Source organism: Polynucleobacter sp. AP-Kaivos-20-H2 (genome assembly GCF_018882215.1).
Taxonomy (GTDB): Bacteria; Pseudomonadota; Gammaproteobacteria; order Burkholderiales; family Burkholderiaceae; genus Polynucleobacter.
In genome coordinates, this window is sequence record NZ_JACVOX010000003.1 from 140,668 (window position 1) to 154,495 (window position 13,828).

The following is a 13,828-nucleotide window of genomic DNA, read 5'->3' on the forward strand; positions in this document are numbered from 1 at the left end:
TGAGCCTCCAGCGTATCAGCGAATTTGCCGAAAACCAAGAGGGAAGTGCAATTTTTATTACTTTAAAAGCGGGAAGCCTTGTCTGGCTTACATCCGGAAGTTTTCGCCCAGATAAACTCTGCGGACAGCATCGTTCTGAATAATCTGATCAGGCTTACCTTCGGCCAATACGCTACCTTCACTGATGATGTAAGCGTGGTCACAGATACCTAGGGTTTCGCGGACGTTGTGGTCGGTAATGAGCACCCCAATTTGGCGGTCCCGCAGGAAGCGCACAATGCGCTGGATTTCCCCAACAGCAATAGGGTCAACACCAGCAAAGGGCTCATCTAGCAGGATAAATTTTGGCTGGGAAGCTAGCGCTCTCGCAATTTCTACCCGCCTACGTTCACCACCCGATAGGGAGAGGGCTGGGTTATTGCGCAGATGACTAATTTGGAGTTCGCCTAAGAGCTCATCAAGGCGATTGGCAATTTCGGCCTTAGTAAGGGGTTTGCCGCCTTGAGCTTGAAGCTCTAAGACTGCCTGAATATTTTCAGCTACGTTGAGCTTTCTAAATACAGAGGCTTCTTGTGGCAAATAGGAGAGACCCATTCGAGCGCGTTCATGAATCGGTAAATGCGTAATATCTGCGCCGTCTAAAACGATATTTCCACCATCGAGTGGGACTAGTCCAACAATCATGTAGAACGAAGTTGTTTTGCCTGCTCCATTTGGGCCGAGTAGTCCTACCACTTCACCGCATCTAACTTGTACGGATACATCACGAACCACGGTTCTTGAGCCATACCGTTTTTTTAGGTTATGGGCGCTTAGTGTGGGAGCATTATCGATGTGGGCTAAATCCGCTGTCATTTCTCTAGGGTTGCTTTTCGTCTTGGTGAAAGGATAGCTCTTGCTAAGGGCAGATCATCTGGTTTTGCATCTTTAGGAGGCGTGACATGATAGTACTGCTTTACGTCATCGTACTCAATTTTCCAGCCCTTTAATTGATCAAGCATTTGCATATTGAGCAAGCGCTTCAAGCTGGCATCGCCTGTCAACGTTAGAAACTCAGTCTTAGCGTCATAGGTAACCTGGGCACCACGGCCTTGCATGAATTCATCTGCAAGGCCTTCGCGACGTTGTCTAAAGCTCGCAACTGCTTCTGGAGTGCCCACGACATCGACAAACTCATAACCCTGAGGATCCACTTCAATGTGGCCATCCTCACCAGTAACAATAATGCTGCCTTTGATCAGCAGTACCTGACCATTGAGGTCATAGATTTGCTTAACGTCGTTTACAGAAACTTTTTCCGCTTCCAGAATGACGGGTTTGTCTTGGTCTGCTTTTTCTGCGAACGACAAAGATGCGTGGGAGAGCCCAAAGCTCAGGAGCGCAAGGCGAACAAATAAAATTTTCACTGATACCATTTTATTGGTGGCTCCGTGGGGCGCGCTCGATACGTCCTTTAACTTGACCGCTGAGCACCATACTTTGTTCGACGTTGTTAAACACGCCACCTTCAGTGGAGTTCATGATCGACATGCCCTGCTCAAGGGTAATTGGCCGATCGGTTTCAATAATGTCATCGTTAATGAGCACTTTGAAATAGCTTGAACTGGCCAACATTCTTAAAGTGGCTGGCTGTGATGCAGTTGCTTCTTGCGCTGGGCGATAGATGCTAGCGTTATTGTATAAATCGAGGATGGTGATATCACCATCGAGATGTCCGGTATCCGATTTCACGGTTACAGGTGCTTTCTCAGCTTGGAACAGGCGCATGCGCGGTGTCAGGATATCGATAGAGGCATCGTCATCATAGTGAGTGACTTTGACACCCAACACTCGGTATTTGGTATTGCCCAATTCATTAAGAGCGGATAGTGCACCATCTTTAATGGTGTAGTCAGGCTCATGCAGGCGCACGCGTTCTAAAGGAGATTTTTCTGGCGGGGTGTTTTTTTGGACCAACCAAAAAGTTGCCAGTGTGAGTGCTCCCATCAAAATCAAGGGCAGCAGGCGCAACAGAGCGCGACCGATGTCCACTTTAATTTGCTGAGGCTTTAACGGCATTGCTTAGCTACGAGCCTTCAGAAGTAATTCTTCGTAGCGATTCTGTGCTTTGAGAATCAGGTCACATACTTCACGTACCGCACTATTACCGCCATTGCGTGTTGTCACCAAGTGGGAAAATTCTTGGACAGCTTCGTGACCTTGTGCCGGGCAAATTCGAAAGCCTGCATTTTTCATCATTTGCATGTCTGGCCAATCATCACCCATAACGGCGCAGTCGGCCGCAGTCAGCCCCAGAGATTGAAGAACTTCTTTCAGGGCAATAGCTTTGTTTTCAACACCCATGTGAACATGTTTAATACCAAGCTCTTCACAGCGTGCCAAAACCATTTTGGAATTTCTGCCGGTAATGATGGCAGTCGGAATGCCGCATTGCTCTAATAATTTGATGCCTAAACCATCTTGAATATCAAAAGCTTTTAACGATTCTTTTCCATCGACGCCAATCCAAACTTGTCCATTTGTTAATACGCCATCAACATCCAATACCAAAAGCTTCACTTTGCCTGCACGCTCCCAGGCCTGTGGATATTGAGCTAATGGGTTGGTGTTATGGGTATTGAAGGCGCTAGGCATAAAAAAGGGCTCGATTACTAATGGAGATTAAATAACTTTGGCTGCAAATAAATCATGCAGATTTAATGCGCCTAATAAATGGCCTTGGTTATCTGTCACTACTAAATGATTGATACGATGTTTCTCCATCATCTCGATCGCTTCTTCAGCAAGTAACTCTGCTGGAATGGTACGAGGATCGGCAGTGGTTGCACTCTTCAGTTTGATGCCGCCAAGGTCGGTAGTTTTTTCCAGAAGGCGACGCAAGTCACCGTCAGTCAATATGCCAAATACTTTTTTGTAGGCATCTAGGATCACGACCATACCCATGCGTTTTGAGGTCATCTCTAACAGGGCATCTTGTAGGGATGCATCAATGGAGATCTTTGGCGTGTCTGCAAGGCTACGCATTACTTCGCTGACATGCATTAATTGCTTGCGACCCAGTCTGCCACCAGGATGAGAGCGAATGAAGTCTTCAGCTTCAAAGCCGCGTGCATCTAGTAAGGCAACGGCTAGAGCATCACCCATGGCTAGTGCAGCAGTAGTGCTGGTTGTAGGCGCTAGATTCAATGGGCACGCCTCTTTTTCAACACTAGTATCTAAATGCGCGTCTGCCAATTTGGCAAGAGAAGAATTTGGAGCGCCAGTGAGAGCAATGAGTTTTGCACCAGTGCGTTTCACGATTGGCACGATAGTCAAAAGCTCATCGGTCTCGCCGGAATTCGAAAGGGCGACAAAAACATCATCTCTAGTAACCATGCCTAAGTCACCATGGCTGGCTTCAGCGGGATGAACAAAAAATGCCGGGGAACCTGTGGAAGCAAAAGTAGCGGCAATTTTGCGAGCAATATGGCCCGATTTGCCGATTCCAGAAACGACGATTCTGCCTTTGCAGCCATGTAAAAGCTCAACCGCCAGGACGAGAGCATCAGCATTTGCGCCCTCAAGGCGATCACGCATGGTTTGCAGTGCAGCAGCCTCTATAGTGAGGGTGTCGCGCGCAAGCTTTAGGGTACGTTCACGAGTCTTAGCTATCATCAAGTAAGTATATGCCGTCAGTCCTTCAATTAACCCTCATTCTCCTGGCCTCGGGTGTGGCCGGAGTGGTTATTTTCCGCTATTTTGGCTTACCCCCTATTTTGGGCTATTTGGCCATTGGCGTCCTCATTGGGCCTAACGCCTTGGGCTTGGCAAATGACTCGGCCACAGTGAAGTATTTGGCTGAATTTGGCGTAGTTTTCTTGATGTTCTCGATTGGCTTGGAATTTAACCTGCATAAATTAAGGGCAATGCGATCGATCGTATTTGGCCTTGGTGGCAGCCAAGTCATCCTGACAATGCTTTTAGCAATCCCCGCCAGTTTGCTAATGAATTGGATTTATCCCATCTCTTGGCATGCTGCGATCGCTTTAGGTGGTGCGCTGGCAATGTCATCAACCGCAATTGTGACCAAATTGATTTCTGATCGCGCTGAATTAGAGACCGAGCATGGTCGCAATGTCGTGGGTATTTTGTTGTTCCAGGATTTAGCAGTGGTCTTTCTGTTGATTTTATTGCCGTCCCTTGGGAAAAATCCTTCCGACTTGTTCGTTGCGTTAACTGCAGCGTCCATCAAAATCACCGTTGCCTTGGTATTGATTTTCTTCATTGGCCAAAGCTTGATGAGTCATTGGTTTAAGTTGGTTGCTAAATTGCGTTCACAAGAGTTATTCATGCTCAATCTGTTGTTGATTGTTTTGGGTATGGCAGCGCTTACCGAGCACTTTGGTTTGTCGCTAGCGCTTGGTGCGTTCTTAGCTGGCATGTTGATTTCTGAAACGCCTTATCGCCATCAAGTGGAAGAGGATATCAAGCCGTTTCGCGATGTTTTGCTCGGCCTCTTCTTTGTGACGATTGGCATGTTGCTGGATTTCAACGTCATTCGTGAGCAGTGGTTATTGGTTTTGGTTTTGCTGGTTGGCCCACTCATCTTTAAGTTTGCCCTTATGGCTTTGCTATCACGGGTCTTTGGCTCTAGTCCTGGCATCTCCATTAGAACGGGCTTGTGCTTAGCTCAAGCGGGTGAATTCGGCTTTGTGTTACTCAATCAAATTGATGGCCTAGATTTAATTGACCCCACCTTGAGTCAAGCAGTATTGGCAGCGATGTTGATCTCCATGTTCTGCGCGCCATTCCTCATTGAATATAGCGATCGCATTGCAATGCGTTTCTCTAGCAATGAATGGCTGCTGCAATCGCTTGCATTAACTCGTGTTGCTGCCAAGAGTGTTCGTAATGAAAACCATGTGGTCATTTGTGGCTTCGGTCGTTCAGGTCAAAGTTTGGCCCGCATGCTTGATCAAGAAAAAATTCCATACATTGCCTTGGATTTAGATCCTGATCGCGTTAAAGAGGCTGCGGCTGCTGGAGATAATGTGGTTTATGGCGACGCTAGTCGTGAAAACTATTTAGTAGCTGCTGGCCTTTCAAGGGCAAAGGCAGTCGTGATTACGTATGCCGACACCGCAGCAAGTATGCGAGTGTTGCGTCAGGTAGAGCGCTTACGTCCTGGTATGACGGTATTAGTGCGTACTAGAGATGATGCAGATATAGCCAAGTTGCAGGCAGCTGGAGCTACTGAGGTCGTGCCCGAACTCATTGAAGGCAGCTTGATGATTGCTTCCCATGTTCTGCTAATCATGGGTGTGCCAATGCGTAAGGTAGTGCGACGCATCACGACAGCAAGGGAAGAGCGTTATAGCTTGCTGAGGGGCTACTTCCGCGGATCTGCGGACGATGACTTTGGTTCCAATGAGTCTTGGCGTTTACATGCCATTACGCTGCTGCCCCATTCAAAAGCAATTAGTAAAACGCTAGGCGAGCTCGAGTTAGAGAAGGAAGGCGTCAATGTTCAGGCAGTACGTCGCAAAGGTCGAAACGCAGATTATGTAAAGTTGGACCCCATTCCGGATCTCAAGCTTGAGGCCAACGACATTTTAGTGATCTCAGGCAATTCAGAGGCAACCGATTTGGCTGAAGCCAAATTACTCTGAGATCAATCTAATAGCGCTGCGCGCTTTTATTGCTTTACTTACTTTTCTTTTTACCGGCTAAAGGAGTAGGCGCTTTGCGAGTTAGTAATGGCGCTAAGTAGTGACCTGTAAAACTCAACTCATTTTTCGCTACATCTTCTGGTGTGCCAGTAGCAATGATTTGCCCACCACCGGCGCCGCCCTTAGGCCCTAAGTCAATAATCCAATCCGCAGTCTTAATTACATCAAGGTTGTGCTCAATGATGACAATCGTATTGCCTTGTTTTTTGAGTGTTTGAATCACAGTTAGCAACAACTGAATATCGTGGAAATGCAAGCCAGTAGTAGGTTCATCCAGGATATATAAGGTTCTGCCGGTGTCGCGCTTAGAAAGCTCAAGAGAGAGTTTCACGCGTTGCGCTTCTCCACCAGAAAGCGTTGTCGCGCTTTGTCCAAGCTTTACATAACCTAGACCAACATCAAGCAGTGTTTTTAGTTTGCGTTTTACAACGGGCACCGCTTCAAAGAACTCATGGGCTTGTTCGATTGTCATCGAGAGTACTTCATGAATATTCTTGCCCTTGTAGCGAATATCTAAAGTTTCACGGTTGTAACGCTTTCCATGACAAACATCGCAAGGTACATAAACATCAGGCAAGAAGTGCATCTCTACTTTGAGAACGCCATCGCCTTCGCAAGAGTCACAGCGACCGCCCTTAACGTTAAAGGAGAAGCGACCGGCTTCATAGCCACGCTCGCGTGAGGCAGGAACACCGGCAAAGAGTTCTCTAATCGGGGTAAATAGTCCCGTGTAGGTAGCTGGGTTAGAGCGCGGTGTTCTACCAATAGGAGATTGGTCAACGCTAATGACTTTATCGAAATGCTCTAAACCCTTCATTGCATCGTGCGCTGCAGGCTCTGCATTGGAGCCATAGAGGTGCTGAGCAACTGCATGATGCAGGGTGTCGTTAATTAAGGTGGATTTACCGGAGCCTGATACACCAGTAACGCAAGTTAACAAACCAACGGGGATTTTTGCATGAACAGATTGCAAGTTATTGCCGCGCGCACCAATGATTTCTAAAAAGCGATCATTTACAGGAATACGTTTTTCTGGAACCGCAATTGCTTCACGGCCTGCAAGGTAAGCACCTGTTAAGGAATTTGGGTTTGCCTCAACTTCAGCAGGCGTACCTTGAGCAACTACTTCACCACCATGAACGCCAGCACCGGGGCCGATATCAATCACCCAGTCAGAGGCGCGAATCATATCTTCATCATGTTCAACGACTAAAACACTATTACCCAAATCACGCAGGTGCTTCAGGGTGCCAATCAGGCGATCATTATCTCGTTGATGCAGGCCAATAGAGGGCTCATCCAATACATACATTACCCCTGTCAGACCAGAGCCAATCTGGCTTGCCAGGCGAATGCGTTGGGCTTCTCCACCAGAAAGAGTGTCGGCACTACGCTCGAGTGAAAGGTAGTCTAGGCCTACGTCATTTAAGAAGCGTAAACGTGCGCCAATCTCTTTGACGATCTTGTCAGCGATTTCTCGTTTGGCACCTTTGAGTTCCAGTGTTTCAAAATATTCTTTGGCTTCTTTGAGTGGTAAGGCACTAATTTCATAGATGGCACGAGATTGTTTCTTCTCACCCACTTTGACAAAGCGAGCTTCTTTTCGTAAACGGCTGCCATTACATTCGGGGCAGGTTTGAACATTTTGATAGCGCGATAGTTCTTCACGAACTGTCATGGAGTCAGTTTCGCGATAGCGTCTTTCAAAGTTGGCAACAATGCCTTCGAAAGCATGTTCGCGAATGCTGTTCTTGCCACGCTCATTGATGTACTCGAAAGGAATAGTGACATCGCCAGAGCCCAAGAGAATCAGATCTTGTTGTTTCTTGTTGAGGGTCTCAAATGGCTTCTCCACATCAAATCCGCCATGTTTGGCAAGGGTCTGAAGGAGTTTGAAGTAGAACTGATTGCGGCGATCCCAGCCTTTAATAGCGCCTGAAGCGAGTGATAAATCAGGATGGGCGACAATACGTTTTGGATCAAAAAAGGATTGGTGTCCAAGTCCATCGCATGAAGGGCACGCACCCATCGGGTTATTAAAGGAGAAGAGGCGTGGCTCTAATTCTTGTAATGAGTATGAGCAAACTGGGCAAGCAAACTTACTAGAGAAAATCATCTCTTTGCCAGTATCCATATCGACGATCATGGCTTTGCCATCCGCCAAACGTAAGGCTGTCTCAAAAGATTCTGCCAAACGTTGCTGAATATCAGGGCGCACTTTAATGCGATCCACTACTACTTCAATAGAGTGCTTATCATTCTTTTTGAGAGTTGGTAATTGATCCACTTCAAAAATCTCGGCTTTTGCTGCGTTTGCTGTGCCGCCACCAGAGCGAACGCGAAATCGCACAAACCCTTGTGCCTGCAGGTCTTGAAAGAGATCAACGAATTCACCTTTGCGCTCGCTCACGACTGGAGCCAAAATCATCAACTTCGTATCTTCAGGCATCGACAACACGGTATCGACCATCTGAGAGACACTTTGCGCCTCTAAAGGCAGATCATGGTCTGGGCAATGCGGCGTGCCTGCGCGTGCAAATAACAAACGCAAGTAATCATGAATTTCTGTAACGGTACCTACCGTAGAGCGTGGGTTATGGCTCGTTGCTTTTTGCTCAATCGAGATTGCAGGTGATAAACCTTCAATCGTATCGACATCTGGCTTTTCCATGAGTTGCAAAAATTGACGGGCATAAGCTGAGAGAGATTCTACGTAGCGGCGTTGGCCTTCTGCATACAGCGTGTCAAAAGCCAATGAGCTTTTGCCTGAGCCAGATAAGCCAGTCAGGACGACGAGTTTCTCTCTAGGGATGTCTAGATTGATGTTTTTGAGGTTGTGGGTGCGGGCACCGCGGATCTTGATTTCGTTATTCATGATTTTTTAGCGTAACTTGTTAATATAGCTCTTTCCCATGAATCCTTCTGAACTTCGCTCCACTCTGGCCTTGGCAGGCATATTTGGCCTCCGTATGCTGGGTCTGTTCTTGCTATTGCCCATCTTTAGCATTCACGCGCGTGGTTTGCCTGGCGGTGAACAGGCCTTTTTGGTAGGTTTGACCCTCGGAATCTTCAATATTGTTCAGGCCTGTTTTCACATCCCTTTGGGGCGTTTATCCGATCGAATTGGCCGTAAACCAGTGGTTTTATGGGGTCTTTCATTGTTTATTGCTGGTGCTTTGATCTCTGCCACTAAGGATGATTTATTGTGGATTGCTATTGGGCGAGGTGTTATGGGTGCAGGAGCGATATCTGCCGCTGTTTCTGCATGGGTTGCCGATCTCACGCGTGAACAAGTACGAACCCGTGCCATGGCTATAGTGGGGGGAAGTATTGCACTGTCATTCGCCCTATCTTTAGTGATTGCCGCACCCATTTACCGAGTGATTAGCTTAAGTGGAATGTTTGTAGTGTTGGCGATTCTTGGGGCGATAGCAATGTTGGTGACGTATTACGTTTTGCCGAGCACTCATCCTGAAGTCGAAGTTCAACAAGCTTCCTTGAAGGAGGTATTCTTTCGTCCGGAGTTGATGCGTTTAAATGTTGGTGTATTTGTATTAAATGCAACCCAGGTGGCAATGTTCTTAGTGGTGCCGCGATTGCTGGTCGATGCAGGTTTGCCACTTTCCTCCCATTGGGAAATTTATCTTCCTATAGTGCTGTTGTCATTTGTTTTGATGGCCCCTGCAATTATTTATGGTGAGAAGAAGCAAAAGTTAAGAACAGTGTTGTTGGCGGCAATAGTTTTACTCTTGATAGCAGAGTGGATTTTTACTCAAGCAAATTCAGTAATGACTATTGCTACTGCATTATTAGTTTATTTTGTTGGCTTTAATTTACTTGAAGCTTTGCAACCCTCTTTGGTGTCGCGTTTTGCTAAAGAATCTAAAGGCACTGCATTAGGTATTTACAACACTACGCAATCCATTGGGCTATTTTCAGGTGCAGTGGTTGGGGGCTATTTAATGGATAGCCATGGTAATTTATCGGTCTTTGCGATGGGTGCGGTACTCCTGGTCTGCTGGCTTATAATTGCTTGGTCGATGGGTGAAATGCCAACGAGAGCAGCAGATTCCAAGGGTGTAAGCACAACGACATAAGCGCAGCTTCATTGATTAAATTAAAGCGAGCAGTTTATTTTTTAGCAGTAATAACAGTAGTATTTTTCTTCGGGAGACAACATGGCTTCGGTAAATAAGGTCATCATCGTAGGTAACGTAGGACGTGATCCAGAGACGCGTTATATGCCAAGTGGCGACGCAGTGACAAATATCTCAGTAGCAACATCTGACCGCTATAAAGATAAACAAACCAACGAAATGAAAGAAACCACAGAATGGCACCGTGTTGCATTCTTTGGCAAGCTTGCAGAAATCGCTGGTCAGTACCTCAAAAAAGGCTCACAAGTTTATGTTGAAGGTCGTTTGCGTACACGCAAATGGACTGACGCTAGTGGCCAAGAAAAGTATTCCACAGAGATCGTTGCAGAAACTATGCAAATGCTTGGTGGTAAGCCAGTAGGCGGAAGCGGCGATGGCGGTGAAAGCTATAGTCGCTCAAAGCCGGCTGAGCAGTCTGCTCCAGCAGCATCAAACGCTGCATCATTAGGTGCAATGGACGACGATATTCCGTTTTAAGTAATTGCAACTAGTGCGGTAATTACCGTAATACCAAAAACCCCTTCTAGGATTTCCTACAAGGGGTTTTTATTTGCCTACATGTCAATAAAGCTACTGTCTTGCGTGCCGAATATTATCTGGCCAGGGTGAATTGTGATCGGTGCGGAAAGGATTAATGTCTAGGCCACCGCGCCGTGTATAGCGCGCATATACAGATAGCTTCTCCGGTTTGCACTGACGCTTGATATCGGTGAAGATGGTTTCCACGCAATGCTCGTGGAACTCGCCTAACTGCCTAAAGCCAATGAGGTAGCGTAATAAACCCTCTTCAAGAATCGGTCTGCCTTGGTAACGAATTTGCACGCTCGCCCAGTCTGGTTGACCGGTAACTGGGCAATTGGACTTAAGAAGATGTGAGACAAGACACTGCTCTATTGGGCCAAAGGATTCATTGACTCCGAGTAGGCCTGGGTCTGCGGGTAGGTTTGGATCTACTTCAATGTCTAATCTGTCCATCAAAATGCCACCCATTTCTTGCATCCCTTTTTTAGAGACTGCTTCTGTTGGGTTAATGCGGGTGGCGATCTTGCTGCCAGCAACTGCAGATAAATCAGTAATGAGTCGCTCCTTAACTTCATTCTCATCCTCAAAGCGTGCGCTGTTAAGGCTGTTGAGATAAAGCTTGAATGACTTGGACTCAATCATGTTCGGTGAGTCTGCAGGAATCTGAAACTCTGCCAAAGCAATTTGTGGTTTACCCTTTTGATTGAGCCAGCCCAGTTCAAAGGCGTTCCAAATATCAACACCAACAAAAGGTAGGGCTTGACCTTCTTTAAGGCCTAACTTCTTTCTGTTCTCAGTTCTGGGGATGGGAAACAGCAAACTCGGATCATATTGATCTGGATATTGCGTTGATTGTCCGAGGGTTAAGGTTGCCATTACAGTATTTCGCTTACTTCTTAGGATTATTTGATACGCCAGATACCACATGGCCTGTTGGTGCAACAGAGGCTGCTGATTGGCAATGACCGGTTTGATCATCAAAGAAAAAGTCGGGTTCGAATTCTCGTAAGAACTCGCTCTTCGAGAGGCCGCCTAAAAACATTGCTTCATCTACATCAATACCCCATGCCATCAGCGTGCGAATGGCTCGTTCATGGGCGGGTGCAGAGCGTGCTGTCACTAAGGCTGTGCGAATGCGCATACCGTTTTCACTAGTGGAGCGTTGCAGTCTGTGTAGGGCTTCTAGCAATGGTTTGAATGGGCCGGGAGGCAAGGGAATATCGACCTTCTTGCTTTCGTGATCCACAAAAGCTTCAAGACCTTTTTTCTGAAAGACTTGTTCGGCTTCATCAGAGAAAAGGACAGCGTCTCCGTCAAATGCAATACGGATTTCATTAGGATGAGACTCCGCGGTTTTGCTGGACTCTGGATACACACGAGCCGCAGGAAAGCCTGCATCAATCGTTGCTCGTACGTCATCTTCATTTGCAGATAAGAAGAGGTTGGCATGTAGAGAGCGCAGATAGTGATACGGAGGTCTGCCCCTGGTAAATACGCCACGCTCTAAATGTAAGCCATGATGCTCGGCGGAGCGGAATACACGCAGGCCACTTACTGGATCATTGCGAGAAAGAATCACTACTTCAACACGTTGCTCACCCTCATCATTAAAAGCGAGGAGTTTCTTTACCAAAGGGAATGCCACCCCTTTTTGAGCAGCCTCACTCAAGCGCTCTAACTGCAACTTCATATAAGCGCTGTCATCAGTTGATTCGAAGATGCGATTTTCTTCCTCGAAATCAAACAGGGCACGCGAAGAGATCGCGACGACGAGTTTTCCGGTGAGTGTGTATGACATTAAATTGGACTTATTTTAGGAACAAGCGATACGCAGGGTTATTGGTTTCATCCCAGTGTGGGTAACCCAAGGTTGCCAAGAAGGTTTGGAATTTCTTCTGCTCATTTTTCGGTACTTGAATACCAATCAGAATGCGGCCATAGTCAGCACCATGATTGCGGTAATGAAATAGGCTGATATTCCAGTTAGGAGCCATACTGGTTAAGAACTTCATCAAAGCACCTGGGCGCTCTGGGAACTCAAAGCGATAGAGCAATTCATCTTTAGCCAGTGCAGAATGCCCGCCAACCATATGACGTAAATGCGATTTTGCTAGCTCGTCATGCGTGAGATCAATCGTTGCAAACTTGGCTTTGCGGAAATGCTTTGCAATCGCTTCGCTATCACCCGATTTTTGTGTGCTGATGCCAACAAAAATATGCGCTTCACTTTGATCACCGATACGATAGTTAAATTCAGTAACGTTACGTTTGCCGAGTAATTCGCAGAAGCGTTTGAAAGAGCCGCGTTCTTCAGGAATGGTGACTGCAAACACCGCCTCACGGAACTCACCAACGTCTGCTCGTTCAGCTACAAAGCGGAGGCGGCTAAAGTTCATGTTTGCCCCGCAAGCCACAGCCACTAGGGTTTTCTTCTTGATACGTTTTTTCTCGACATACCTCTTCATGCCTGCAATGGCGAGTGCGCCAGCGGGCTCAAGAATGCTGCGGGTGTCGGTAAATACATCATTAATAGCTGCACAGATTTCATCTGTGTCGACGGTGACGATTTCGTCCACTACTTTTTTGCAAATACGAAATGTTTCTTTGCCAACCAATTTCACTGCAGTACCGTCTGAGAACAAACCCACGTCTTTCATTTCAATACGTTTATTTGCTTTGAGTGATTGATTCATGGCATCGGAGTCAGAGGCTTGAACGCCAATCACTTTTGTTTTAGGGCTAACAGCTTTGATGTATTCGCCAATGCCGGAAATCAAACCACCACCACCAATAGCTACAAATACTGCATCGATGGGTTTTTCGTATTGAGTAAAAATTTCGTGGGCAATCGTTCCTTGACCTGCGATGACATCAGGATCATCAAAGGGGTGAACGAAAGTTAAGCCCCGTTTTTTGCCGAGAATCTCAGAATGTTTAAAGGCGTCACTATAGGATTCACCATGAAGAATGATCTCCACCCAGGATCCGCCCCTTGCCTTGACTGCGTCAATTTTGACGCTAGGGGTCGTGACCGGCATCACGATGACGGCTTTGCACTTCATTTTGGCTGCCGATAGGGCTACGCCCTGAGCATGATTGCCTGCGGAAGCTGTAATAACCCCGCGTTTTAAGGATTCCGGGGGTAAATGGGCCATTTTGTTATAGGCGCCACGGAGTTTGAAGGAGAAAACCGGCTGGTTATCTTCTCTTTTGAGTAAGACCTGGTTGCCCAAACGCTTAGTCAGTTCTGGGGCGAGCTGAAGTTCGGTTTCTCTGGCTACGTCATAGACGCGAGCCGATAAAATTTTCTTTAAATAGTTCGTTGCCATCCGATGAGCGTACCACGGATGGCTCCTAAGCCCTTAGATTTGCAAGGGTTTATCCCTTTGAGGAGCAACTTTCTCGGAATCCTGCCACTATCAGGTTCACTCAATTAAAATG

At 46.9% G+C, this 13,828-nt stretch carries 12 protein-coding genes; 3 read left to right on the top strand and 9 right to left on the bottom strand.

Going from position 1 to position 13,828, the window contains the following annotated elements; translation table 11 throughout:
* Positions 1 to 87: 87 nt before the first annotated feature.
* From lptB to ICE89_RS09340, 5 genes are read right to left on the bottom strand one after another with little or no spacing between them, the layout of a single operon-like run.
* Positions 88 to 855, bottom strand: a complete 768-nt coding sequence (gene lptB / locus ICE89_RS09320) for an LPS export ABC transporter ATP-binding protein (protein ID WP_216262813.1) — start codon at positions 853 to 855, stop codon at positions 88 to 90.
* Positions 852 to 1,406 carry a lipopolysaccharide transport periplasmic protein LptA gene (gene lptA / locus ICE89_RS09325; RefSeq protein ID WP_370624858.1) on the bottom strand — a complete coding sequence of 185 codons (555 nt, stop codon included), beginning with the start codon at positions 1,404 to 1,406 and terminating at the stop codon, positions 852 to 854. Before lptA ends, lptB begins: the two co-directional genes overlap by 4 nt.
* 10 nt (positions 1,407 to 1,416) lie before the next feature.
* Positions 1,417 to 2,058, bottom strand: a complete 642-nt coding sequence (gene lptC, locus ICE89_RS09330) for an LPS export ABC transporter periplasmic protein LptC (RefSeq protein ID WP_216265683.1) — start codon at positions 2,056 to 2,058, stop codon at positions 1,417 to 1,419.
* A gap of 3 nt (positions 2,059 to 2,061) precedes the next feature.
* Positions 2,062 to 2,634: an HAD family hydrolase gene (locus ICE89_RS09335; protein ID WP_216265684.1), complete on the bottom strand. Its 573-nt coding sequence runs from the start codon at positions 2,632 to 2,634 to the stop codon at positions 2,062 to 2,064.
* A 27-nt stretch (positions 2,635 to 2,661) separates the two neighbouring features.
* Positions 2,662 to 3,654, bottom strand: coding sequence for an SIS domain-containing protein (locus ICE89_RS09340; protein ID WP_216262809.1), 993 nt, complete (start codon positions 3,652 to 3,654; stop codon positions 2,662 to 2,664).
* Between the two features lie 11 nt (positions 3,655 to 3,665).
* Between ICE89_RS09340 and ICE89_RS09345 the strand changes: the two genes are divergently transcribed.
* Entirely contained in the window at positions 3,666 to 5,648 is a 1,983-nt protein-coding gene (locus ICE89_RS09345; protein ID WP_216265685.1) for a monovalent cation:proton antiporter family protein, read from the top strand.
* Positions 5,649 to 5,682: 34 nt separating this feature from the next.
* Here ICE89_RS09345 and uvrA read toward each other — a convergent pair whose 3' ends face one another.
* On the bottom strand, positions 5,683 to 8,583 hold the full coding sequence (gene uvrA / locus ICE89_RS09350; protein WP_216262807.1) for an excinuclease ABC subunit UvrA: 2,901 nt from the start codon (positions 8,581 to 8,583) through the stop codon (positions 5,683 to 5,685).
* Positions 8,584 to 8,620: 37 nt separating this feature from the next.
* On the opposite strand from uvrA, the gene ICE89_RS09355 reads away from it, so the two are divergent.
* A complete protein-coding gene (locus ICE89_RS09355; protein WP_216265686.1) occupies positions 8,621 to 9,805 on the top strand; it encodes an MFS transporter in 1,185 nt (394 codons plus the stop codon).
* Between the two features lie 81 nt (positions 9,806 to 9,886).
* Complete coding sequence (ssb, locus tag ICE89_RS09360) at positions 9,887 to 10,342, top strand: single-stranded DNA-binding protein (RefSeq protein WP_215321062.1); 456 nt, start codon at positions 9,887 to 9,889, stop codon at positions 10,340 to 10,342.
* Between the two features lie 93 nt (positions 10,343 to 10,435).
* On the opposite strand, the gene queF is transcribed toward ssb, so the two are convergent.
* The 3 genes from queF to ilvA are packed head-to-tail and all read right to left on the bottom strand — an operon-like array spanning position 10,436 to position 13,716.
* Positions 10,436 to 11,263 carry an NADPH-dependent 7-cyano-7-deazaguanine reductase QueF gene (gene queF, locus ICE89_RS09365; RefSeq protein WP_216262805.1) on the bottom strand — a complete coding sequence of 276 codons (828 nt, stop codon included), beginning with the start codon at positions 11,261 to 11,263 and terminating at the stop codon, positions 10,436 to 10,438.
* A 13-nt stretch (positions 11,264 to 11,276) separates the two neighbouring features.
* A complete protein-coding gene (locus ICE89_RS09370; RefSeq protein ID WP_215360353.1) occupies positions 11,277 to 12,185 on the bottom strand; it encodes a 5'-nucleotidase in 909 nt (302 codons plus the stop codon).
* A 10-nt stretch (positions 12,186 to 12,195) separates the two neighbouring features.
* Positions 12,196 to 13,716, bottom strand: a complete 1,521-nt coding sequence (gene ilvA / locus ICE89_RS09375; RefSeq protein WP_216265687.1) for a threonine ammonia-lyase, biosynthetic — start codon at positions 13,714 to 13,716, stop codon at positions 12,196 to 12,198.
* Positions 13,717 to 13,828 lie beyond the last annotated feature (112 nt).